Origin of the sequence: Cellulosilyticum ruminicola JCM 14822, from assembly GCF_001311925.1 — a bacterium.
Taxonomy (GTDB): Bacteria; Bacillota; Clostridia; order Lachnospirales; family Cellulosilyticaceae; genus Cellulosilyticum; species Cellulosilyticum ruminicola.
This window is the reverse complement of sequence record NZ_BBCG01000019.1, coordinates 43273-68864: the sequence shown is the minus strand read 5'-3', so window position 1 is coordinate 68864 and position 25592 is coordinate 43273. Positions and strand designations below refer to the sequence as shown.

At 32.4% G+C, this 25592-nt stretch carries 23 protein-coding genes, 2 pseudogenes and 1 other annotated feature; all 25 genes and pseudogenes read left to right on the top strand.

The genetic code is table 11. The features are described from left to right. Positions 1-431 (top strand): transposase (locus JCM14822_RS08705; protein ID WP_172674798.1); only part of this gene is annotated, 431 nt, incomplete at its 5' end. 114 nt (positions 432-545) lie between these two features. Next, positions 546-2108, top strand: coding sequence for a hypothetical protein (locus JCM14822_RS08700; RefSeq protein ID WP_054741543.1), 1563 nt, complete (start codon positions 546-548; stop codon positions 2106-2108). 334 nt (positions 2109-2442) lie between these two features. Then, the gene (locus JCM14822_RS23830; RefSeq protein WP_330377431.1) at positions 2443-2892 is read left to right on the top strand and encodes a DUF4968 domain-containing protein; all 450 of its coding nucleotides are present in this window, start codon (positions 2443-2445) and stop codon (positions 2890-2892) included. Further along, entirely contained in the window at positions 2862-4286 is a 1425-nt protein-coding gene (locus tag JCM14822_RS23825) for a glycoside hydrolase family 31 protein (RefSeq protein WP_330377430.1), read from the top strand. Before JCM14822_RS23830 ends, JCM14822_RS23825 begins: the two co-directional genes overlap by 31 nt. Continuing rightward, positions 4199-4519, top strand: coding sequence for a hypothetical protein (locus JCM14822_RS23820; protein WP_330377432.1), 321 nt, complete (start codon positions 4199-4201; stop codon positions 4517-4519). The genes JCM14822_RS23825 and JCM14822_RS23820 overlap by 88 nt, the downstream gene beginning before the upstream one ends. Before the next feature lie 14 nt (positions 4520-4533). Next, a complete protein-coding gene (locus JCM14822_RS23815; RefSeq protein WP_330377429.1) occupies positions 4534-4743 on the top strand; it encodes a DUF5110 domain-containing protein in 210 nt (69 codons plus the stop codon). Positions 4744-4753: 10 nt separating this feature from the next. Then, positions 4754-4939, top strand: coding sequence for a transposase (locus JCM14822_RS24945; protein WP_172674797.1), 186 nt, complete (start codon positions 4754-4756; stop codon positions 4937-4939). Then, positions 4881-5126, top strand: a complete 246-nt coding sequence (locus tag JCM14822_RS08690; protein ID WP_083461346.1) for a transposase — start codon at positions 4881-4883, stop codon at positions 5124-5126. The genes JCM14822_RS24945 and JCM14822_RS08690 overlap by 59 nt, the downstream gene beginning before the upstream one ends. Before the next feature lie 225 nt (positions 5127-5351). Next, positions 5352-7582 (top strand): annotated as a pseudogene (locus tag JCM14822_RS08680) (DNA polymerase III subunit alpha); the annotation flags it as partial. Between the two features lie 388 nt (positions 7583-7970). Then, a pseudogene (locus JCM14822_RS08675) lies at positions 7971-8768 on the top strand (helix-hairpin-helix domain-containing protein); the annotation flags it as partial. Next, on the top strand, positions 8756-9187 hold the full coding sequence (locus JCM14822_RS08670) for an OB-fold nucleic acid binding domain-containing protein (protein ID WP_054741536.1): 432 nt from the start codon (positions 8756-8758) through the stop codon (positions 9185-9187). The pseudogene JCM14822_RS08675 and the gene JCM14822_RS08670, both read left to right, overlap by 13 nt. Before the next feature lie 174 nt (positions 9188-9361). After that, complete coding sequence (pfkA, locus tag JCM14822_RS08665; RefSeq protein WP_054741533.1) at positions 9362-10333, top strand: 6-phosphofructokinase; 972 nt, start codon at positions 9362-9364, stop codon at positions 10331-10333. 215 nt (positions 10334-10548) lie between these two features. Then, positions 10549-11856: an IS4 family transposase gene (locus JCM14822_RS08660; protein ID WP_054741531.1), complete on the top strand. Its 1308-nt coding sequence runs from the start codon at positions 10549-10551 to the stop codon at positions 11854-11856. 296 nt (positions 11857-12152) lie between these two features. Next, positions 12153-13574: a TrkH family potassium uptake protein gene (locus tag JCM14822_RS08655; RefSeq protein WP_054741529.1), complete on the top strand. Its 1422-nt coding sequence runs from the start codon at positions 12153-12155 to the stop codon at positions 13572-13574. Between the two features lie 13 nt (positions 13575-13587). After that, positions 13588-14250, top strand: a complete 663-nt coding sequence (locus tag JCM14822_RS08650; protein WP_054741527.1) for a potassium channel family protein — start codon at positions 13588-13590, stop codon at positions 14248-14250. Further along, the gene (locus tag JCM14822_RS08645) at positions 14243-15028 is read left to right on the top strand and encodes a TrmH family RNA methyltransferase (RefSeq protein WP_054741524.1); all 786 of its coding nucleotides are present in this window, start codon (positions 14243-14245) and stop codon (positions 15026-15028) included. Before JCM14822_RS08650 ends, JCM14822_RS08645 begins: the two co-directional genes overlap by 8 nt. A 96-nt stretch (positions 15029-15124) precedes the next feature. Continuing rightward, positions 15125-15382, top strand: a binding site (T-box leader). A 190-nt stretch (positions 15383-15572) separates the two neighbouring features. Continuing rightward, a complete protein-coding gene (gene asnS / locus JCM14822_RS08640; protein ID WP_054741523.1) occupies positions 15573-16961 on the top strand; it encodes an asparagine--tRNA ligase in 1389 nt (462 codons plus the stop codon). A gap of 228 nt (positions 16962-17189) precedes the next feature. Continuing rightward, positions 17190-17507: a hypothetical protein gene (locus tag JCM14822_RS08635; RefSeq protein WP_054741521.1), complete on the top strand. Its 318-nt coding sequence runs from the start codon at positions 17190-17192 to the stop codon at positions 17505-17507. A 34-nt stretch (positions 17508-17541) separates the two neighbouring features. Then, the gene (locus JCM14822_RS08630; RefSeq protein ID WP_172674796.1) at positions 17542-18798 is read left to right on the top strand and encodes a radical SAM/SPASM domain-containing protein; all 1257 of its coding nucleotides are present in this window, start codon (positions 17542-17544) and stop codon (positions 18796-18798) included. Then, positions 18776-20044 carry a radical SAM/SPASM domain-containing protein gene (locus JCM14822_RS08625; RefSeq protein WP_083461345.1) on the top strand — a complete coding sequence of 423 codons (1269 nt, stop codon included), beginning with the start codon at positions 18776-18778 and terminating at the stop codon, positions 20042-20044. The genes JCM14822_RS08630 and JCM14822_RS08625 overlap by 23 nt, the downstream gene beginning before the upstream one ends. 561 nt (positions 20045-20605) lie before the next feature. Next, positions 20606-21103 (top strand): phospholipase D-like domain-containing protein, encoded by a 498-nt coding sequence (locus JCM14822_RS08620; protein WP_054741515.1) that lies wholly within the window; start codon positions 20606-20608, stop codon positions 21101-21103. A gap of 232 nt (positions 21104-21335) precedes the next feature. Next, complete coding sequence (locus JCM14822_RS08615) at positions 21336-22364, top strand: cysteine peptidase family C39 domain-containing protein (protein ID WP_054741512.1); 1029 nt, start codon at positions 21336-21338, stop codon at positions 22362-22364. A 1-nt stretch (position 22365) separates the two neighbouring features. Next, positions 22366-22752 carry a hypothetical protein gene (locus JCM14822_RS08610; RefSeq protein WP_054741509.1) on the top strand — a complete coding sequence of 129 codons (387 nt, stop codon included), beginning with the start codon at positions 22366-22368 and terminating at the stop codon, positions 22750-22752. Continuing rightward, the gene (locus JCM14822_RS08605; RefSeq protein WP_054741508.1) at positions 22746-23807 is read left to right on the top strand and encodes a radical SAM/SPASM domain-containing protein; all 1062 of its coding nucleotides are present in this window, start codon (positions 22746-22748) and stop codon (positions 23805-23807) included. The genes JCM14822_RS08610 and JCM14822_RS08605 overlap by 7 nt, the downstream gene beginning before the upstream one ends. 39 nt (positions 23808-23846) lie before the next feature. Next, a complete protein-coding gene (locus JCM14822_RS08600) occupies positions 23847-25583 on the top strand; it encodes a non-ribosomal peptide synthetase (protein ID WP_054741506.1) in 1737 nt (578 codons plus the stop codon). The last annotated feature ends 9 nt before the right edge of the window (positions 25584-25592 follow it).

Genomic DNA, 25592 nt, shown 5'->3' with positions numbered 1-25592 from the left:
CGATTATCCAAAATAATGGTGAAGATATTGACTCACATAAGCGTCAGCTTTTACATTGGAATTTTATGATTACTAACATCAGCAAAGAAATCCTTAATACATTTATTATTACAGAGCTTTATCGTATAAGATGGCAAATAGAACTTCTTTTTAAGGTTGTAAAAAATACCTTTTCCCTAGATAAAATGCATGTAGGTAAAACTAAATATGTAGAAGCAATTCTTTATAAAAATCAGGGGAGAGGCGTAAGTATGCAAAGATTTTATGCATTACTGCTTGTAGACTTATCTCAATTCTATACACTAAAAAGAATCACACTACATACTTACGAGACGTTTTCTAACTTAATTCAGAGGATAGGAAGGTTGGCTTTACATGAAAAACGTTTAAGACAAACCACCTATTCTAAAATAGAATGTTATTTAGAATAACTTATTGTTGCTGGAAAAACTTAGTCTTAAGTTAACGACTATGATATAAGAGTAATAGAAACTCATTGAATAAGAGCTTTATAGATATTTAATAATATAGAATAGAGGGATGAAATGGGAAGAACATTAGATATTGATATGTACACAGATGGTTTTTCATTTGACAAGATTGATTGTATAAATGGACCTATTTCAGCAAGTGCAGGGTATTATGAACGTAATTATTATTTTTATTATAGCTTTTTATATGGGATTTGCATTCAAGCATTAAGAGAACAAGAAGTAAAATTAGAAAAGTATACAACATTTATCTTACAAGAGATGGGATTAAGTCTGGCAAAAATTGACGAGATAGATAAAACGACTGATGAAGTGATGGAAGATATTAAGCAGCTCATTATACAGGGAAATCCAGTAATATTAGTAGTTAAGTATAATGCTTTATTTTACAATATGTATTATAAGGACTATGAACATGCAGTTGATCATGCAATTATTGTTAATGAATATATCGATAAAAATAATACATTTGGAATTAGAGAGACTACATTACTACAAGATATTGTAAAAGTAGATGGGAATTCTAATGTGTATTTTCCATTAAGAATTACAGAGCAGTTATTAAAAGAAATATGGGATTTATCAAATGCACAATTTAATCAAGAAGAATCTCAATACTATCTACAGCTATATTATGTGAAACAGAATAAATCTGTAGAAGTAGATCGCGGCGATATGATCAGTAAAGCCTGTGAAATATTTAAGAATTGGCATAATACTTTATTAGATATGATTGATAAAATAAATGAAATGGAAATTTCTGTTGAGGATTTAAAGTATTATAAAATGAAATATTGTGGAAGCTTAAAGGTGATTTATAACTTTTTATATCAATATTATGAAGAAAGAAAAATAGGATGTGAAGACTTAGCAGCGTTAGAAAAAAGACATCTACGTGAAAGAGATGCGATAACAAGTAAGTTGTATGTAGATAGACTTAAGAAAAAGATATTATCTGAAGATAAAAAAGAAAAGTTGAAGAAGGAAATTATAGAAATAGATCAAGAATTGATTGATTTAATGAATTTGCTTAATGTGGGAACAAAAGAAAAGTGTCAAAGTGATGAATATTATATAGATATTCAAAAGTATAATAATAATATAGCATTTGCCAGTGAGCTTTCAGATACAAGTGTGGCAGATATTACAGGTGAGGGCACACATTTTATATTTGAAGATGTAAAAATAAATGAAGTATGGCGTAAAGGACATTTTGCATTTTATTATCAATATCAAGAGGGAGCAAATGATAACATAGCTTGTTGTGGACAACGCATTTTGATTGATGATATTAAAGCTTCTAAGCTATTAATACTTGGTTGTGCTGAATATGGAAGCTATGAAGTGGACTTAAAAGTTCATTATAAAGATGGGGAGTATTACATTGTAAAGGCAAAGGTTTCAGACTTTTATCAGGCACCAATATATAAGGAAAAGCTATTTTGGTCTGGAAAGGCAGCACATAGAATGAATAACATTACAAGGTTACATGCATTTAATTCACGTCTTTTTGCATATCGTTATGATATTCCTTCTAAAGAGGTGAATTACATTGAATTGCCGGAGTGTAAAAATGTACATATTTTTGCAATAACCTTAGTTAACGAAAGTCTATAAATCTGGAGTACTTGAAAGGGCATTGGGCCATATAAAAAGACTATATTTTGAATGTAGCAAAACTACTTTAAAAATATAGTCTTTTTATGTGAGCCTTTGAGGTTAAGCTCATTGAGTTTGAGGTTAAACGATTTGATTAGTAAATAATTATATAAAGTGTTGAATTACAATTGATATTTTATAATATTTTAAGAAAAAATGCTAGAGATTTTTGAAATATTTAAAAATATTACAAAAATAATAAAAATAAATGAAAAATGTATTGGAAACGGTTTCAAAATTGGTATAATAAAAGATAGAATGGACAGCTACTTATTAATTGAGGAGGAAGTTTATGAATAACGTAGGTAAACTTAAAGAATATAAGGTAGTAGGAAATGAAATTAAATTAAGCTATGAGAAGGGACAATCAAGTATATTTGTGGTTGCACCAGATATTATTCGATTTTTTACACCGCTTTTTAAGGTAAATGATCTCTCAAAGGCGGTAGAAGATAAAGTAGCTTATAAAACTTGTGAATTTAAAGTGGAGGCTATAGAGGAAGGCATTGAAATTAGTACAACTCATTTAAAGGTAAAGGTCTTTGAAGATTTTAAAGTCAATATATACAATGCAGAAGGGCAGCTGATTTGCAGCGATTATACAGGTGAAGAAAAGGGTTTTATAAGAAGAACTGTGGATTATAAATTAGCTGAAGCTGAAGGCCATGAAGTAGGAGCGGCTCAGAATATAAAGTATGTGTTAAGAAACAAATGTTACCTAATACATATTTCTATGGAGTAGGTGAGCATACGGGGCACTTAAATAAAAAGGCAACGCATTTAGTGAACTGGAATACAGATAATCCGAATCCACATAATGAAACAATGGACAGACTTTATAAATCTATTCCATTTTTAATTACAATGACAGATGGTGAGGCTTATGGTATTTTCTTTGATAATCATTTTGAAACCCATTTTGATTTAGGTAAAGATAATGTCAACTATTACTATTTTGCAGCAGTAGATGGAAATTTAGATTATTACTTCATTGCAGGACCACAGGTGAAGAAGGTTATTGAAGGCTACACAAGTTTAACAGGTAGAATGCCCCTGCCAGCCTTATGGACATTAGGGTATCAACAATGCCGTTGGTCTTATGAAGATGAAGAGCGTTTAATGGAAGTGGCAAATACCTTTAGAGAAAAAGATATTCCTTGTGATACGTTATATTTAGATATTGATTATATGAGAGGTTACCGCGTATTTACTTGGGATAATGAACGTTTTCCAGATCCTGAGGCAATGATTAAGAAATTAAATGGTATGGGATTTAAAGTCGTAACAATTATTGATCCAGGTGTGAAAGCGGACGAAGATTATGATATATATAAAGAAGGCATTGAAAAAGGATATTTCGCAACTAGAGAAGGCCAGGTATATCATAATGAAGTTTGGCCTGGTGATGCTGTATATCCAGACTTTTTAAATAGTAAAACACGTCATTGGTGGAGTGATTTACAAAAACGTATGGTAGATACTGGGGTAAGTGGCATTTGGAATGATATGAATGAACCAGCAAGTTTTAAAGGCCCATTACCTGATGATGTCTTATTTAATGAAGATGGCCATATGGCTGATCACAGAGAAACACACAATCTTTATGGACATTTAATGGCGAAGGCAACTTATGAAGGGCTTCGTAAACATACAACGAAAAGACCATTTATTGTAACGAGAGCTTGTTATGCTGGTTCTCAAAAGTATAGCACCATATGGACAGGGGATAATCAAAGTACTTGGGAACATTTACGCATGAGTTTACCAATGCTTATGAACTTAGGTTTAAGTGGGATGACATTTTGCGGCACAGATGTAGGTGGCTTTGGCTTTGATTGTAGTAGTGAGTTATTAAGCCGTTGGGTACAAGTAGGTGCATTTACACCACTTTTTAGAAATCATTCATGTATGGGTACGAGAGATCAAGAACCTTGGACTTTTGATACACAAACAAAGGATATTAATCGTAAATATATTAAACTACGTTATAAATTACTCCCTTATATTTATGATATGATGCGTGAAGCAAGTCAAACAGGGCCCCGCTTATTAGACCGCTTTTATTTAATTATCAAAATGATGGCAATACATATGAGATTAATGATGAGTTTTTATGTGGTGAAAATTTACTTGTAGCACCAGTTGTGACACAAGGTAGCAAGGCACGTATGGTTTATTTACCTAACGGCAATGAGTGGATTGATTATTGGACAGGAGAAGTTTATGAGGGGGGACAATATATAGTTAAGGAGGCACCTCTAGATATTTGTCCGATGTATGTTAAAGAGAATAGTGTAATTCCTACAACGACAGTACAAAATTATATTGGAGAAGATGGAAAACAAGAAAAAGTCTTGGAAGTTATATAGGCAGTAAAGAAGGTATGACAAGTTATTTCCATTATGAAGATGATGGCGAAGGATTTGATTATGAAAATGGCAAATATAATTTATATGAAATCGTAATAAGAAATGATGAAAAGCAGATTGAAGTACAAATCAACAAGGTACATGAAGGTATGATTGATCAAGTAAGTAAGCCTCAGGTGAAATGTTATGGGAATAAGCATAATAAAAAAGTTGTAATTTTATAAAATAAGATTTTTGGGAAACAAGAAACTTTTAGAAAGACGTAATGATTCTCTTACTAAGGCTGAGCAGACTTTAATTGAAAGAATCCTGCAACTATCATTTGAATTAAAAGAATCTTATTGGTTTAAAGAAGCTCTAATTGAATGGTACGATTATAGCAATAAAAAATGCCATAAGTTTATTAGAAAAATGGATTGAGAATGGTGAAACCTTAGGCATTCCTGAAATAACTAAAGCCTTAAAAACTTTCAAGAATTGGAAATCTGAAATTGCCAACTATCATCAATGCCATTTTAAAAATGCTGCTGTTGAAGGTAAAAATAATAAAATCAAAGCACTTCAACGTAGAAGTTATTTCTTAAGAAATAGACAGAGTTATGAGTAGCGTATTTATCTAGAATGTAATAGTGAGTTTTTACTTAATAATTAGGCTGTCAAGCACACATTTTGGTGATGAGCCAAATTTTAATATTATTTTTTAGCAATATGGTAAAGACTTTAGGAGAAATAGTTGTAGGGGGCTGGAAGGATTACCAGTAGTAGCAATCTTTTTAAGGGGAGTAGAATGTGCTATAATACTGGTATTTACAAGGGTAGAAAGGAGCTAAATATGAGTAAATTTACCCATCTCCATGTCCATACAGAATATAGTCTTTTGGATGGGTCTGCTAAGATTAAAGACCTATTAGACCGTACGAAAGAATTGGGCATGGACAGCATTGCAATTACAGATCATGGCGCCATGTTTGGTGTAATTGATTTTTATAAAGCAGCAAAAGAAAAAGGGGTTAAACCCATTGTAGGATGTGAGGTGTATGTAGCTGCACGTACACGCTTTGATAAAGAACCAATCGATGCAAAATCCTATCACTTAGTATTATTGGCTGAAAATAATGAAGGTTATCAAAACCTCATTAAAATGGTATCCTTAGCGTACACAGAAGGCTTTTATAGAAGACCACGTATTGACCTTGATTTATTACGTGACAATCATAAAGGACTTATTGCATTAGGTGCCTGTCTCGCTGGGCCAGTCAGCCGTAAACTTTTAAATGATGAATATGATGCAGCCAGAGAAATGCGTTGACACTAGAAAAAATCATGGGAAAAGGGAATTTCTTCTTAGAAATTCAAGACCATGGTATGAAGGAGCAGCAAAAAGTTAATCAACTGACCTTAAGACTTGCAGATGAATTAGACATTCCATTAGTTGCAACCAATGACGTTCACTATATCAAAGATGAAGATGCCAATCCTCACGAAGTTTTACTTTGTATTCAAACAGGTAAAACCATGGAAGATGAAGATCGCATGAGATATGAAGGCGGACAATTTTATCTTAAGAGCCCAGAAGAAATGGAAGCGATCTTCCCATATGCCCAGGAGGCACTGGAAAATACACAAAAGATTGCAGAGCGTTGTAATGTAACCTTTACATTCCACGAACTGAAATTACCTAAGTTTGATGTACCAGATGGCAAAACAGCAGAGGAATATTTAAGAGAGCTTTGTTACAAAGGGCTGCATAAACGTTATCATCCAGTGACAAAAGAATTAGAAGAACGTTTGGAATATGAGCTTGGTATCATTATTCAAATGGGATTCGTAGATTACTTCTTAATCACAGGAGATTTCATTCGTTATGCCAAAAATCAAGGCATCCCAGTAGGGCCAGGACGAGGTTCTGCGGCAGGAAGTATCGTAGCTTATACACTTGAAATTACAAATATTGACCCTATCAAGTATCAGCTACTTTTCGAGCGCTTCTTAAATCCGGAACGTGTCAGCATGCCTGATATAGATATAGATTTTTGCTATGAAAGACGTCAAGAAGTTATTGATTACGTTATCCGCAAATATGGTGCGGATCGTGTATCACAAATTATTACATTTGGAACATTAGCAGCTAAGGCGGCTATTCGTGACGTAGGGCGTGCGATTAATATGCCTTATGCAGATGTTGATAAAGTTGCTAAGATGATTCCAAATGAACTTAAAATTACAATTAAAAAAGCACTTGAAATGAATGCAGACTTACGTAAGCTTTATGAAAGTGATGAACAGGTGAAGTATTTAATTGATACTTCTATGAAGCTTGAAGGGCTTCCAAGACACTCTTCAATGCACGCAGCAGGGGTAGTTATTTCTAATAGACCTGTTATGGAATATGTACCACTTAGTGCCAGTGAAGGTGCTGTAACGACTCAGTATACAATGACTACATTAGAGGAGTTAGGCCTACTCAAAATGGACTTCTTAGGGCTAAGAACACTTACAGTTATTGCAAATGCTGTGAAATTAGTTGAGAAAAATCATGGCATTAAAATCGATATTGATCATATTGATGATGCTGACCCTAAAGTATATGAACTGATTGCATCAGGAAATACAGAGGGAATTTTTCAGCTTGAAAGTGCTGGAATGAAAAACTTCATGAAAGAACTTAAACCAAGTTGTCTCGAAGATATTATTGCAGGGGTATCATTATACCGCCCAGGGCCTATGGACTTCATCCCAAAATATATTGCAGGTAAAGAAGATAGACACAACATCACATATACACATGAGTCTTTAAAACCAATTTTGGAAAATACGTACGGGTGTATAGTTTATCAGGAACAGGTAATGCAAATCGTTCGAGACCTTGCGGGATATAGCTTAGGACGAAGTGATATCTTACGTCGTGCCATGGGTAAAAAGAAAATTGATGTTATGAATAAAGAACGTGAAATATTCTTACATGGTGATGGGAATACTGTACCTGGATGTGTGGAAAATGGAATTCCAGAAGCTATAGCCAATCAAATATTTGATGAGATGGTAGACTTTGCAAAATATGCATTAAGAAATGAGTGCCTTTAGTCAGAAATGGCTATCGAAAACAGGGTTAATTGCCGGAAACTCACGTAACATATAATTACTAACTCATGGTGGTAACATGCATGAGGGCAGAGTGTAATGGCTTTGGGAGAGTAAAAATATTATATGTGTGACAATCAGAGGCAGCCACTTCACCCAAATGGTATAAAGGTAGGGTGAAAGGTTCAGAGACTACGAAGCAATAAAACCAATAAAAACTTCGCACGAAATCCTGTACCTAAACCGTGAAAGGTAACTGAGAAAGTTAGTAATATCTTATAAGATATTATTCGGTAGGTAATGATATAGTCCAATGTTTCTCTTAGAAGAGAGTTGAATAGGATAAAGAGCCTATTTGTGAAATATTGTCAACAAGTCTCATGCTGCAGCTTATGCTGTAGTTGCTTATCAAACAGCTTATTTAAAAACTTATTATAAGGTAGAATTTATGGCAGCCCTTATGACATCTGTAATGGAGAACTCTACAAAGATTACAGGTTATATTGATACTTGCCGTAAGATGGATATTAGCGTATTACCACCAGATATTAATGAAGGCCATGCTTTCTTTGATGCCAAAGATAATCATATTATTTATGGTCTTGCAGCTATTAAAAATGTAGGGAAAAATATGATTGAACGTATTGTAGAAGAGCGTGAAAAGGGCGGCGGATTTAGAAGCTTAACAGATTTCTATAACCGCATGGAAAGTAAAGATACGAATAAACGTAGTATCGAAAGCTTAATTCTAGCTGGTGCATTTGATAAATTAGGTGGGAAACGCAGCCAGTATATGGCAGTATATAAACAAATTGCTAATGGTATTAACTTAAGTCGTAAAAATAATATTAGTGGTCAGATGGACTTCTTCGGTTTAGGTGGTAATGAAGCAGTAGAAGATAAAGATCATCTGCCAGACATTCCAGAATTTGATAGTAAAGATTTATTAAACTATGAAAAGGATGTGATGGGCATTTATTTAAGTGGGCATCCGCTAGATAAAGTAAGAGATACCTTAGAACGCTATATTAGCTTAAAGAGTAATCAGCTTATTATCAAAGAAGATGAACAAGAAAATGTAGTAGATGGACAAGCTGCTGTAGTCGGTGGTATTTTAGTGGAGAAAAAAGTTATTTTTACTAAAATGAATAAAAAATGGCATTTTTAACATTAGAAGATACAGTAGGCACTATGGAAGTTATCGTGTTCCCTAATTTATATGACAAATTTGCTAGAATTAATGAGGAACGCGTGCTCATTGTCAAAGGACGTGTGTCCATCAAAGAAGAAACAAATGCGGTAATCCTTGCCGATGATTTAACAACTTTAGAGAATATTTTAAATCCTGGATGCGATGAACCACATGTTTTATTGCGTTTAGAAGAGAGTCAGAGAACACCGGAAATACGTAATGGACTGTTAAATACCTTTTTAAAGTATATGGGTAGCACAAAAATAATTGTGGAAAATGCTGAAGATGGGCAAAGAAAATCGTTTCCATCTAAGTACAATGTCACAATTTGTGATGGTTTGATTAGAGAAATTGCCAATTTGATTGGAGAAAATAATATTATTGTTAATAAATAGTCAAAAAGTATTGCTATTTACTTGTATTTTAAGTAAAATAAAGTTAGTTAGAGATAGGATTTTCCTGTTATAACGAGATGACTTAGATGGAATTACTATTTGAAAATTAAAATAGTTCAGTTGATAAAAGTAGTTAGTGAGTTATCAAATAAACAACCATAAGGGGGTTATTTCATGAGTAATAAAGTAAAAACAATTGGTGTTTTAACAAGTGGTGGTGACGCACCAGGTATGAACGCAGCAATCCGTGCGGTTGTTCGTGTAGCTACAGCACGTGGCTTAAAAGTAATGGGTATCAATAAAGGATACAATGGATTACTTTCAGGTGATGTTGTAGAATTAACACCAAGAAGCGTATCAGATATCGTTCAAAGAGGTGGAACAATCCTTCAAACAGCACGTTGTCTTGAATTCATCAAACCAGAAGGACAAGCTCGTGGTGCTGAAATGTGTAAGGTATTTGGGATCGATGGACTTGTAGTAATTGGTGGAGATGGTTCATTCCAAGGTGCAGAGAAACTTGCTAACTTAGGAATTAACACAATCGGTATTCCGGGAACAATAGACCTTGATATCGCTTGTACAGAATATACAATCGGTTTTGATACAGCTGTTAATACAGCTATGGATGCTATCAATAAAATCCGTGATACATCTACATCTCATCAAAGATGTTCTATCGTAGAAGTAATGGGTAGAAATGCTGGTTACATTGCGTTGTGGTGTGCAATCAGTTCAGGTGCTGAAATGGTACTTATCCCAGAAAAAGGTAGACCAACTGATGAAGAAATCATCAAAACTATTCTTGAAAATAAACACAATGGTAAAAAACATTGCATGATTATCGTTGCTGAAGGTATCGGTGGATCAGAAGCTCTTGCTAAAAAAGTAGAAGAAGTAACTGGTATCGAAACTCGTGCAACTATCTTAGGACACCTTCAAAGAGGTGGATCACCAACAGCTGTTGATCGTTTACATGCGGCTATGATGGGTGCAAAAGCAGTAGATTTATTATGCGAAGGTAAGGCTAAACGTGTTGTATCTTACGTTAAAGGTGAATATGTAGATTATGATATCAATGAAGCACTTCAAATGAAGAAAAACATTGATGGATATATGTATGAAGTAAGCAGATTATTAGTATAAGCTATAGACATATAAAGGAGCCGATAAGGCAATGTCATTTAGTTAAGATGATGATTTAAGATCTCTATATCAGAAATGATATAGGGGTCTTTTTATTTTGTAAAAAATTCTTGACATATAGAGCATAGTGTGCGGCCGCTTTCGCTATCCAAATCTTTGATAGTGAAAGCGGCCCTTGTAATTAAGGAATATCTTGATTACAAGGAGGAAATAGTATGTCAGATTATATTAATAACTTAACTTTATCCTTAGAAAATGTGATATTGGATTTAGCTGATAATCCTTCACTTTTTCTTAAAAACCCTAGTGTAGATTTTACTAGAAATAGAAAGATTGATTTTAAAACTTTGATTGGGATTACTATGAATTCAGGTGGATGTACAATGACAAAAGAACTGTTGGACTTCTTTGATTTCAACATAAATACACCCACAGTATCTGCATATACTCAACAACGTTCCAAAGTATTACCTGAAGCATTTGAATATATCTTTCATGAGTTTAATGGCAAAAGTCAACATTCAACTAAGTTATATGATGGATACCAGTTGATTGCTTGTGATGGAAGCAATCTGAGTATTGCAACTAATCCTAAAGACATGGAGACTGCATGGAAATGTAATCAGTATAATGGAGTAACGAATCATCTTCACTTAAATGCTTTTTACGATGTTCTTAATCGTGTATATAATGATGTAATTATTCAAACTGCGTCTGAATATCAAGAAAAGAGAGCTTGTATTCAAATGATAGAACGTTCATTAAAAAAAGACGTAATATTAGTTGCTGATCGTGGTTATGAGAACTATAACATTATGGCTCATGTTATAAATAAAGGTTGGAAATTTTTGATTCGTATTAAGGATGTAGAAAGTAATGGAATTGCCTCTGGATTAAAACTACCAAATGACGAGATTTTTGATACTGACATAACCCTTTCATTTACAAGAAAACAAACAAAAGTAGCTAAACTTGAAGGATATAAGTTTATGCCTAAATGTCAGATATTTGATTATCTTCCTATTGGAAATTCTGGTGTGTATACAATGTCATTTCGTATTGCAAGATTTAAGATATCTGAGGATTCCTATGAACTAGTAGTTACAAACCTTGATAGATTTAGATTTCCACCAGAAAAGCTCAAAGAAATATATCATTTAAGATGGGGAATTGAAACATCCTTTAGAGAATTAAAGTATGCCATTGGATTAACAAGTTTCCACGCTAAAAAAGTGGACTATATAAAACAAGAAATTTTTGCTAGATTAACGCTATATAACTATTGTGAACTAATTACCACGCATGTTATTGAGCAAAGTGATGCATTCAATAAAACAAAACAGGTGAACTTTACTATTGCCATTTATATTTGCAGAGAATACCTACGAAAGAAACGACAAATAAGTCCACCAGATGTGATTAAGCTTATCGAAAAGTATACATTACCAGTAAGACCTGGGCGTCGAGACCCTCGGAAAGTTAAAACCCAAGCAACAGTTAGTTTTCTATATCGAGTAGCGTAATCATATATAATTATATATTTTTTAGACAGATGAGCAATCTGTCTATTTGTTGTGCCATAAAATAATAATAAATCGAAATACAAAAAGTAAAGCAAGGAAATTTGAAACTATTGTAATCAAATATCCTTGCTTTGAATGATGTCTTAAGTTTAACTTAATGACATTGGCCGATAAGGCTCCTTTTTTATAGCTAAAAAATATTTGTTAATTATGAAAAGCCTCAGTGGGAAAGACTAGAAATTTTAGAATGAATCATATACAATATGTTTTATCAAAGGTTTTTAAGGAGAGAAAAGATGAAACAGCATGAAAGTCTTAGATTTTTAAGGAAGAATCGCGGTAAAGCGATTACAACATATTTAGGGCCATCTCAAATACTTGTTGTTGGCTTCATGTTAGTTATTTTGCTTGCAACATTAGTGTTGATGTTACCTATAAGTAGCAGGGAAGGGATTTATACGCCTTTCATCGAAGCGTTATTTACAGCTACGTCTGCCGTTTGTGTAACAGGGCTTACAGTCGTGAATACAACAGCCCATTGGTCTGCATTTGGGAAATTGATTATTATACTATGTATACAAGTAGGTGGACTTGGATTTATGACTTTAGTAAGTATGATTTTCATTTTATTAGGTCGTAAAATTACCCTGCGTAATCGTATGATTATGCAAGAAGTCTTTAATTTTAATACAACTGCTGGGATTGTAAAATTTACAAGATATGTTGTAAAAGGGACATTTTTTGTAGAAGGTGTAGGTGCAATTTTTTTAGCACTTGCCTTTATTCCAGAGTATGGATTTGGTAGAGGCATTATTTATGGGATTTTCCATTCTATTTCAGCATTTTGTAATGCAGGATTTGATATATTAGGTGAAGGCGGTTTATTGGCTTATCGTGGTAATACAATTATTAATTTTACGCTCATGGCCCTTATTATTATTGGTGGTTTAGGATTTGCGGTATGGGTAGATACTTATAATGCAGTTATGTTTAAGATAAAAGCCAAAGAACGTATGTCATGGAAACAAGCTTTTCATAAAATGAGCGTGCATAGTAGATTAGTATGGATTATTACAGTAACTTTATTATTAGGTGGCTTTGTATTTTTCTTCTTTGCCGAACTTCATAATCCAGCTACACTTGGTACTTTATCTTTTAAAGAGAAGATTTATACATCTATGTTCCAGTCAGTTACAACCCGTACAGCAGGATTTAATACATTGCTATTAGGTGAGATGACAGATGCCTCTAAGCTTATGACTATTTTACTTATGTTTATAGGTGGCTCGCCAGCAGGTACAGCTGGAGGAATTAAAACGGTAACAATAGGTGTACTTGTTTTATGTACACTTTCTACTTTAAAGGGGTTAGATGAAACAGTTATCTTTAAACGTAGAATTCCAAGAACTATTATTAGCCGTGCTTTAGCGATTATTATGATTGCTATTGGAATAATTGTAGGAATGTTAATTATTTTAACCTTTACAGAAGATTTAAGTTTCTTAGATCTTTTATATGAAGTCGTTTCAGCCACAGCTACAGTAGGTATTACAGTAGGAATTACCTCGAAACTTAGTTTGATTGGTAGGATTATTATCATTATTGCCATGTTTATTGGGCGTTTAGGACCTGTTACAATTGCTGTAGCATTAATGATTAAACAAGATAAAAACAAAACGATTATACAATATCCAGAAGAGAAGATTATGGTTGGATAGAGGAGGAGATTAGATGAGCGCGAAACAATATGTGGTATTTGGTGCAGGTAGATTTGGCCGTAGTGTAGCTGTAGCTTTAGCCGAATCTGGCTATGAAGTGATGGTAGTAGATGAAAAAGAAGAGTTAGTACAAGAGATTGCACCTTTTGTAACGAATGCCGTAAAAGCAGAAGCTACCGATCCAGATGTTTTAAAAGAGCTGGGCATTCGTAACTTTGATGTAGCTATTGTAGCTATTGGGAAGGACATGCAGTCAAGTATTATGCTCACTATGCTTTTAAAAGAGATAGGCGTGCCTTATGTAGTGGCGAAAGCAAGTACAGAGATTCATCAGCGTATTTTACAAAAAGTAGGAGCGGACCGCATTATTTTACCAGAACATGAAATGGGAAGAAGAATTGCAGCAAATCTTATTTCTGGGAATATCATTGACTATATTGAACTTTCTAAAGATTATAGTATTATGGAAGTGGCGATTTTACCAGAATGGGCAGGTCACACAATTTTAGAATTAAATGTACGTTCAAAGCATGGTATCAATATCATTGCTGTAGAACGAAGTGAACAAATACACGTTTCACCAGCAGCAAACTATGAACTGAGTAAAGGAGATAGACTTGTTGTAATAGGAACAAATAAATCATTACAGGAGTTAGAAGCAAAGAGACATGATTAATATTACAAGTATGCAAAATGCACTCATTAAAAATATTGTGCAATTACAAAAAAAGAAAAGTGCCCGAAAAAAGCAAGGATTATTTGTGGTAGAAGGGATTCGAGCAGTGAACGAAATTCCAGCTTCAGTGGAAGTGATACACTATATTACAACACCAGAAATCATAGCAGATGAGATTAAACATTTAGAAGCTAAAAAATGGGTGACAGTAACACCTGAGATTTTCAAAGCGATTAGTGAAACACAATCACCTCAAGGTGCCATGGCTGTTGTAAAAATGCCAGAAAATCCTTTAGAGCATATAAGTGTGAAAGAAGATGGTTTCTATCTTGTACTTGAAAATTTACAAGACCCTGGAAATTTAGGGACGATCATTCGCACAGCCCATGCTTTTAATGTAGATGGTGTATTTTTAACAAAAGGTACTGTAGATTTATATAGTCCAAAAGTTGTGCGTTCTACAATGAGTTCACTTTTCCATGTACCAGTTGTGGTGGACTGCGAAATCTTAGAATATATGTCAGCTTTAAATAAAGCGGGTATTACAACTTATGCCACACATTTAAGTGACTCGGCAAAATCTATTTATGAGACAAAATTTGAGGGCGGTGTGGCACTAATTATTGGCAATGAAGGTAATGGCATTTCATATGAAGTAAAGGAAAAAGTTGAAAAGCATATTATTATTCCTATGCCAGGAGGTTGTGAATCTTTAAATGCTTCTGTAGCCACATCTATTTGTTTATATGAAGTAATGCGTCAACGTGATTGTAAATAGTATTTAAAAGTATAATAAGAATTAAACATAGGCACATTGTATGAAGGCTTGACAAAAAGCTTTAAAATCCATATAATGTTAAGCAGTTAAATATAGTTATAAACGATGAAAAGACGAGTAACAATGGTGTTAATCTTTCAGAGAGCTAGCGGATGGTGGAAGTCTAGCAGATAGCTATTGTGAAGAACCTCTTGGAGTTGCTGACCGAAATCTTATAGCATGAGGATCTTATAAATGAGAGAATCAAGAGGAGAGTAGGCTTGGCCGGGAAAGACCGATATATCTTATTTGAGGTGAATCATCTATGGTGATTAACTAGGGTGGTAACGCGGAGTATAAAGCTTCGTCCCTTCTTATTGAAGGGACGAAGCTTTTATAGTATTAAGGCGTAGCTTTAGATTGAAATAAGCAGTCATCTTATAGATAACGGTTATTTATAATTATATTTTGGAGTGCAATATGAAACATTTACTTTGTTCATAAAATCTAGGAGTAGATTTTGTGATAAGTAGAAGAGTTTTTTAATTTTAAGGAGAGATAAGACATGAAAACAACATCTATTAGAAGCCTCTATCAGCAAGGTGCTACAGAAGGCATAATGAGCGTAGCAGGTTGGGTAAGAACAGTTAGAGATTCAAAAACATTTGGTTTCATTGAGTTAAATGATGGAACATTCTTTAAATCATTACAAGTAGTATTTGAAGAAGAACACTTAGAGAACTTCAAAGAAATTGCTAAATTAGGTGTAGGAGCTGCTATTATCGTAGAAGGTAATTTAGTACTTACTCCAAATCAAAAACAACCTTTTGAACTTAAAGCTACTAAAATCGTAGTTGAAGGAGAATGTCCACCTGAATATCCACTTCAAAAGAAAAGACACTCATTTGAGTACTTAAGACAAATTGCATACCTTAGACCAAGAACAAATACATTCGGTGCTGTATTTAGAGTACGTTCTTTAGCTGCATATGCAATTCATAAATTCTTCCAAGAAAGAAGCTTCGTATACGCTCATACACCACTTATTACAGCAAGTGACTGTGAAGGTGCAGGAGAAATGTTTAGAGTAACAACTTTAGACCCAGCTAACCCTCCAAGAAATGAACAAGGTGAAGTAGATTTCAAAGAGGATTTCTTTGGTAAAATGGCTAACCTTACAGTATCAGGTCAACTTTCAGCTGAAACATTTGCTATGGCATTTAGAGATGTTTATACATTTGGACCAACATTTAGAGCTGAAAACTCAAACACACCTCGTCACGCAGCAGAGTTCTGGATGATTGAGCCAGAAATCGCTTTCGCTGATTTACAAGATGATATGTGTTTAGCAGAAGATATGGTTAAATTCGTAATTAACTATGTACTTGAAAATGCAAAAGAAGAAATGAAATTCTTCAATCAATTCGTTGATAAAGGCATCTTAGATAGATTAAACCTTATTGTAACATCTGATTTTGGCCGTGTAACATACACAGAAGCTATCGAAATTCTTAAAAGCTGCGGTAGAAAGTTCGAATACGATGTATTTTGGGGATGTGACCTTCAAACAGAACATGAACGTTACTTATCAGAAGAACACTTCAAAAAACCAGTATTCGTAACAGATTATCCAAAAGAAATCAAAGCATTTTACATGAGACTTAATGATGATCAAAAAACTGTAGCTGCTATGGATCTTCTTGTTCCAGGAATTGGAGAACTTATTGGTGGTAGTCAAAGAGAAGAAAGAACAGATGTTCTTCTTGCACGTATGGCAGAACTTGGTCTTAAAGAAGAAGATTACTGGTGGTACTTAGACCTTAGAAGATTTGGTGGTACAAGACATGCTGGATTCGGTCTTGGATTCGAAAGACTTATTATGTACTTAACAGGTATGACAAACATCAGAGACGTAATCCCATTCCCAAGAACAGCTGGTAATGCAGAATTTTAATAATTAAATAATTTAACTTGGAACTCGTTAATCAAAATGATTAACGAGTTATTTTTTGAAATTTTATAAAATATTATAGAAAATATATTATACATATTATTAAAAAAAAAATATTTAAATTTCGAAAAAATATGATAAAATATATATAATAAAAATTTAAAAAAACAAAGTTAATTCATAAAATTAACTAAAAAGATACTAGATTTATGATAAGAGAGGATGATAATAGTGAATAAAGATGAAATGCTTCAGGTATTTAGTGAGTTAGCAGAAGAAATATTAAATGAAAAAGTTGTTATTAAAGAAGAGTATGGTTTAAGAAGTGAACAAATAAGTATAGAGGAGCAATCTATAGGATTTTCTTCATTGGAGTTAATAGAGTTTATTATCAGAGTAGAAGAGTATTATAAAATATCTATTACAGAAGAAGAAGTAGCAAAACTTCACTTAGTAAAAGATTTGCTTGAATTTATAGATGTAGAAAAGGTTAAGCAGGAAAGACGTGATGCAGCAATTGAGGCAGCTAGTTTAGAAATTTTTGATTAATAATATATAAAATGGCGGGGTGATAAAAATTAATGTGAAGTGGTCAAAGTACAATTGTCAGTGGTGTAGTGAAGAAGATTATTTAATAACGTATAATTCCTTGAATAATACGATTATAAGTGCTCGTAAAGAAGAGTTTGAAAATATGCTAGAAGAAGATTATAAACAACTTAGGGAAGAGGGCTTTATAGTAGATGATTCGATTGATGAAAGTGCCTTAATGGAATCTTATATTCAAAGGCGAAATAAAGAAACTAAAAGTCTATCTTGTTGGGTTTTTGTAAGCAACGATTGTAATTTAGCGTGTTCATATTGCTGGGAGAAGGGTGGACTATTAAAAAGTAATAGTAATATGAATGAAGCAACATATAAGAAAGCTGTAGCATGGATTATTTCAAAGGTAAATAAGAAATCAATGGAATCATTAGCGATAACATTTATGGGAGGAGAACCGCTTTTAAATATTAAGGCTATTGAATATGTTGCATTGCAGCTTGGAAATATAAGTATTCCTGTCACATTTAATGTTATTACCAATGGTGTTTTATTAGAAGCGGAAATGGTTAAAAAGCTAGCACGTCTAAATATCCACTCCTATCAAATAACACTTGATGGGACTGTAGCAATACATAATTCAAGACGTCATTACAGGGATGGAAGAGGAACTTTTGATAAAATAGTTCATAATATTGCAATGCTGATAGATGAAGATCCTGATGCAAGTATTGTGATTAGAATAAATGTAGATAAAGATAACTACAAATCTGTTCCATATCTATTGAAATTATTAAAGAGCTTACAATATAGTCAATTTGCATCATTATGTGTAAATGATACTATTTTAGAAGATGATAGTGAAAATGAATTTATTTTGAAAGAGATTGTAAAGATATTGCAGTTTGCACAAAAGTTAGGGTTTCATATAGCGTATGGCGAACTTAATAATTGTTGGATGATGAGTGAATCGTGGTACATGATTAATATGGATGGCTTATTATACAAATGCCCATCTATGGTAGGAAATAAAGATTATGCAGTAGGCTCAATTGATTTAAAAGAAATGTATGATACATATTATGTGCAAATAGCTAAGACACCATGGAAAGAATGTTTAAATTGTGAGTTAGTAGGACTTTGTAGTGGAGGATGTCCTAATAGAGAACTGATTGCTAAAGGTGCAGGTCATTGTAAAAAGGTATGTAGAAAAGCATATATGAAGGAATTATTGAAACTTAAGTATAATTTTAAAATAGAGGAAGAAGGAGTTTATGATGAAGATACGCTGGAGTAAATATATTAATGCTTATCCACAAAAAGATAGTGTTATTTTATTTCATAGTGTAAGTCGTTGTGTAAATAAGATTTCAAAAGAAGACTATGAAATGATTAATAATGTATTAGCGGGTACAAAGCCAACGGACGATATTAAAAAGGTTATTTCAGAATTATATGTAGATAAATGTATTGTAAAAGAAGATGAAGTTGAAGGGGAAATGTTTAAAGAAGCACGTAAAAGTAGAGATTATTCAGGAGAATGTGCTGCATACTTTATCCCGACATTTACGTGTAACTTTAGATGCCCTTATTGCATTGTTGATTCTACAGAGCATGGCACAGAAAATAAGAAATTAACTGATGAAGAAGTCATTACAATGGCAAAGTGGTTAAAACAGTATGTTATAAAAAATAATTTAAAGAAGTTAACGATAGAATTATTTGGTGGAGAACCTTTAGTTGGATTTAAACAAGATATACTCTTTTTGAAAGAATTACATAGCTTAGAAGAACAAGGAATTGAGTTAGAGTTTAATATGATTTCTAATTGCTATTTGTTAACAGAGGAAAAAGTAGATGCATTAATAGAATGTGGTTTAAAGAGTATTCAATGTACAATTGATGGTCCTAAAGAAATACATGATAAAAGAAGAATATTAGCAAGTGGAAAAGGATCATACGACAAGATTATTGAAAATATAGCAATGTTAGAGAATAAGAGTGTAAGCCTGGTTATTAGAATTAATATTGATAGAGACAATGCACCATATATTAGTGGGTTATTAGATGAATTAGGAGAGCGAGGATTTGCTAAAATAGCTTCAATAGGGATTGCGCCAGTTGACCCACCGGTTGCTGATAGTAACATTTCAGGCCATACATTAGAAACAATGCAGTATTTAGAAACTATATATAAGGCTTTAAGAAGAAATAACTTTAGATTTAAAATGTGGGAAACATTTTGTGGTCATGGTGTAGAACATTTCTTTGTTATATGTCCAGATGGTAAATTATATAACTGCCCATCATTTGCAGGGATGAAGGGATATGAAGTAGGTAATATATATGAAGGTGGATTTTTTGAGGATAGACCTAAAGTACATGAAATACCAGATAAATGCTATGAGTGTAGCTTAGTAGGTGTTTGTTCAGGAGGATGCTATTTTACAAAAACAGTACATCATTTAAATGATGACTATTGCCTTGAAGTAACGCATTCAGAAATGATTAAACAATATATTAGTAATATGTATGGTGACTAAGAAATGCGTTATTGGAAGGAGGTGAGCATATGAAAGTACTTAGACTTAAAAAAGCCGCAGTAGGCGAAAAGAGTTTTTGCTGTGACAATTATGGTGCATGTTGTGATAAGTTTAAAAACAATGGATGTTAGTCAAAAAGTAATTTATTAAAAAAATAAAACATTTAAAGGAGGTGTTAAAAATGAAAGTATTAAGATTAAAAAAAGCTACAGTAGGTGAAATGAGTTTCTGTTGTGACACATATAAGTTATGCTGTAATGAATTTAAAAACAGTGGTTGCTAATTTTTAAAGAAGAGGACTCAAGATGTTGTAATTCCGCTACTTATTGTAATAATAGCAGTACCGGATGTTAAAGGAGGAATAAGAGATGAAAGTACTTAGACTCAAAAAAATTGCAGTAGGTGAAAAAAGCTTTTGCTGCGATACATATACAGCATGTTGTGATAAGTTTAAAAGTAATGGTTGTTAGTTTAAGATAAGAAATAAGATATCCCCAATAATGTGATTCCAAGAAATTGCATTATTGGGGACTTATAAAATTACCAATGAGGGGGGTATATATGGAAAGCTTTTATAAGAAATTTATAATTGAAGAGCTAGAATCAGTAAGAGAAGAATCTGAACATATTTATCATGATAAGGACTATGAATTTTATGAAAAAATTTATAAAGGTAGAGATGAAAATGAAATTGTATTAAAGGACATTGTATTCGGAAGGTTTAAGCATAAAGATATGCCCGTAGTAGTCATTAATTTTGAAAATGAATTAGGATACGGAGATTTTGAAGAAGCATTTATGGAACAATTATTACAAAAAGGCATACGCGTAATTTTTATAAAAAATTCTTATTATGAAGATGAGGATACTGAGCTAGGGTTTAAACAATTTGGAATAAGTTATTGGAAGAAGAATATGGTTTCAATGCAATTATGCTATGAGTATTTAAAAATACATCACTACATGAAGGATATTAGTTTTGTAAGCATAAATGGGTTATCTGCCACAACTATTAATATGATTAAATATAATCAAATAAAATGTAATCATATTTTTTAATTAATGGAATTATAGATTACAAAGAAGATGAATATCCGGAATTAAAACAGTTGAATCCATACCAGGCGTTTAGTAAAGCTAAAGCAGAGTATAAAACCTATTATAGTGCTTGGCAACAGTTGGATGATCCAAGTATTAATATAAATAAAAGTGAGAGTGTAGAGGAAATACTTGATAATATTTTAGAGTTGATTTAGTAAGATGTATAGAAGTAATGAATGGGAGAGTGGGTATGAATATTTATGAAATGCAGCAAGAGTATGATAGCTTATTACATTATCATTGTCTTAAAAATTGTTTAATACAAGGATTAACATATTATGGTGTTTTAAATCCACATTTATATATAGATGTATCTTGCAAGCTGAGTCTAAAAGAGAATAAGTTAAGTGGTTATATAAGTAATCATAGTGTAGGGAGTAATAAATTGTGGGAAATATTTAAGGAATTTCTAACAATTGAAGCTTTTGAGGAGGATATCACAGCGGAACAATATGTTTCGAATTATTTAAAGGAAGATAAAGTTATCATTGTGGCTACAGATACTTATTATTTACCTTATCAGAACTCATTTAATAAATATCATGGTTCACACGCTATTATTTTAACGAGAGAATATGAAGATGCTTTTCAAATTATTGACTGGTATGAACCGCACTATTTTAAGGGATTGATATCTAAAGATATTTTAATCCAAGCACGAAATTCTAAAAATCCATTTAATGAAAATCCTTTTAGTGGAGGAGAGATTGGCCGTGAAGTATATATTTTAGAGCGATTTAAACAAGAGGAGTATAATGCGCAGCAAATCTTTGCATATGGTGTAAAGAAGATTTATGAAGAATTTTATAAGGGGAATAAGAGTTTAATAAGTTCTAAAAAATTATATGGTATTGAGGCTCTGAAGAAAATCATTGAGTATATTCCTAAAATGTTGACACAAGAAGGCAAGATAATAAGTAATGCAAAGAAGATTCATAATGATTTATTCTTGATATTTATTGCTAGGAAATTACAAGCCTATTACTTTATGAAATCTGAAAATGTTTATAGCAGTGAAACATTAGTACAAATTAATGAAATTTATAAAACACTAAGAGATGAATATGAACGTCTTTTAATTATGATTATTAGAATGAGCATAAAAGTAGAAGATGTATTATTGAATAAAATAAGTATAGTCTTGCAAGCAATTAGTCAATTAGAAGAAAGTTTAGGACAACATCTAGAAAAACTATATATGGAGTTAGAGAGGGATTAGAATGAAATATAATTTTAATTATACATATAGATTTTATGAAAATGGAACCCCTTATGCATTTGATTATGCACATTTAACATTAGCAGAATTAGATGAATTATACAATGATTGTTTCGAAAATATGGAAGGTAATATAACAGATGAAGCATTAATTCAGAAATGGGGACAAGCTGAAGTAGATGAAGCTAGAGCATCATTAGGAGAATTATTTGAGCAGGGATTATTTTATACAAATGAGGAGCAGAAATATAGCTTTGAAGGTGAAGCATCAGAAGGATTGATTTCTTTGCCACCTGTTCATCAATGTAATTTACAATGTCCATATTGCTTTGCACAGCAAGGAAAAGTATATAAGGGAGAAGAAAGAAGTTTACTTATGAAATGGTAGAGAAGGCGTTACGCTTTATTTATTATGATTATATGCCTCAATATAAAAAATATCGTATTGATTTTGTAAGTGGTGGTGAACCATTACTTAATTTTGATGTTATAAAATATGTTAAACAAGTAGGAGATAAACTTTATAAGGAGACTAATAAGCCACTGGAATTATGGGTAGCTACGAATGGTACATTATTAACGGATGAAACTGTAAAATATTTAGATGAAAATAATATTAATATTGGCATTAGCTTAGATGGGGATAAGATGCAACATGATTTATTAAGAGTAGATATAAATGGTAAAGGCACATATGAGAGAGTTGTTAATAATATAAAAAAAATCAAAGCATCTAAAGTGTATTCTAGACATACAAAAGACATTTGGGGACTTGTTGTAATAACAAGTAAAACGAAGAGCTTAGTGGATATTTTACGTCATCACTATGGATTAGGATTTAGAAATGTACAGATGAAGATTGTAAGGTTGGAAAAAGAATCTGAGTATGCCATTAACAGTGAGTGTGTTGAGCAGGTAAAAGAAATGTATACAGAATTATTTGACTTTTTTACAGCTCAATTAGAAGATCAAAGTATTACATATTTGAAGATGATATTAAATGATAATGATTTTGCAGGAAAAATTGTAAGAAGATTATTGTTAAGATATGTTGTACAAAATCGTTGTCAAGCAGGAAAGAACAAAGTAAGTATTGCAGCTAATGGAGATATCTATCCTTGTGATAGCTTTGTTGGAATGGAAAAGTATAAGATAGGCAATATTTTTGAACAGGAAATGCATAATGAGTTTGAAGCCATAACTATTGAAACTAGGCAAGAGTGCTCAAAATGTTGGGCTAAATATATTTGTGGTGGTGACTGCTATCATAATTCATGTTTGGTAAATCATTCAATTTATAAGCCAGATAGCATTATTTGTGAATTGGAAAAATTTGTTATAAAAAAGGCTTTGGTATATATTGATACATTAGGAGAAAAAGCTCCTGATCAATATAAGTATTTAATGGAATTATTAGCAAAACGAGAGAAAATGCTACTTTAGAAGGGAGGATAAAGCTTTGAATGATAGAAAGGAGATACTATGGAGATACATTTAAATGGGAATATCATTTATAACAATAGGCTTTATACAACAAAGATGCTTGAGCAGTATATACAGTGTATTAGTATGCAATTAGACTGTTATAAGATAAGAAAAGATGAAATAATAGCCATAGCATTAGAGCGTAGTCCTATATTAATAGCAACACTTTTTAGTTTATTAGAAAAGCATATACCTTTTATGTTGATTGATAAATTACAGGCAAAGGAACGTATGCAATATATGCTTATAAATGCCAATATCAATCAAGTAATTATTGATGAAGAGGGAAAGTTTGATTTTGAAGGGATATCAGCTATTAGATTGGATTGTAGTAAATTGGAAGAAGCAAGCTGCAGTAAAATGAAAGTTAATCAAAATCAATCAGAAATCTGTTATTTAATGTACACATCAGGTTCTACGGGTAAACCTAAGGGTGTTGAAGTTTTAAGAAAAGGTATTGAGAATTTTATTGAGGCAGTGCCACAGCAAATAAAGTTTGAGTCAAGAAGTAAAATAGCATGCCTTACCAAAACAACATTTGATATATTTTTCTTAGAATCTATATTAGCCCTAAATAAGGGGCTTACAGTAGTATTAGCTACTGAAGAAGAACAACAAAATCCACGTAAAATACTAGAATTAATTGAGAAAAATAAGGTAGATATGATTCAGATGACACCTTCAGCATTGCAGATTCTTTATTCAGTAGATAACACTTTTTCAGCATTATCAGAAGTACGCACAATTATGGTAGGAGGAGAGAATTTACCAGAATCTCTTTTGAAAAACTTACAGCAATATACCAAAGCTAAAATTTATAATATGTATGGTCCTACAGAAACAACTATTTGGTCTGCCATAAGTGATTTAACACAAGCAAATGAAGTGAATATAGGACATCCCATTTTAAATACACAAATTTATATATTAGATGAGCAAATGCAACAAGTAGAGCAAGGAGAAGTTGGGGAAATATGTATTGCAGGGGCCGGTGTAAGTAAAGGGTATTGCAATAATGAAGAAGCAACGGCTAAACAGTTTATAAAGGTACCGTTTAAAGAAAATACATTAGTCTATAAAACAGGTGATTTAGGCTGTTATAATTCAGATGGCAACTTAACTTATAAAGGGCGAATAGACCAACAAATTAAGCTAAGGGGACATAGAATTGAGCTTGAAGAAATTGAAAATGTTTTACTAGAAATGCAGGGAATTAATATTGCTATGACATGTTATCATCCTACAGCACAAGGTGGAGAAATTATTGCATTTGTAGCTGGAAATGAGACGATTATTCAAAAAGAAATAATTTCGAGATTAGAAATGAAGTTACCTTCATATATGATTCCTAAAAAGATTATTCAAGTTGAACAAATGAAGTATACGGATAACGGGAAAAAAGATAGAGTTACAATGCTTGAAACTTATCTACAAGACATTCCGCAAGAAAATGAAGCTATGCAAGGTAATAATTTAAAAAAAGAAGAGAATATATTAGGTAAGATACAGGAGATATTTGCCAATAAACTAAATAGAATGAAGACAGAGTTTAAGCGTGAAGTATTGCTCACAGATTTGGGAATAGATTCTTTTACTTATATTGAAATCATAATAGAATGTGAAACAGCATTTGATATTCAATTTGATGAAGATGCCTTAACTTATAATGCATTTCAAAATCTAGGAGAGATTGAAGCCGCTATTTTAGAACGGCTAGAGATAGCAAATCAATAATAAGGTAGG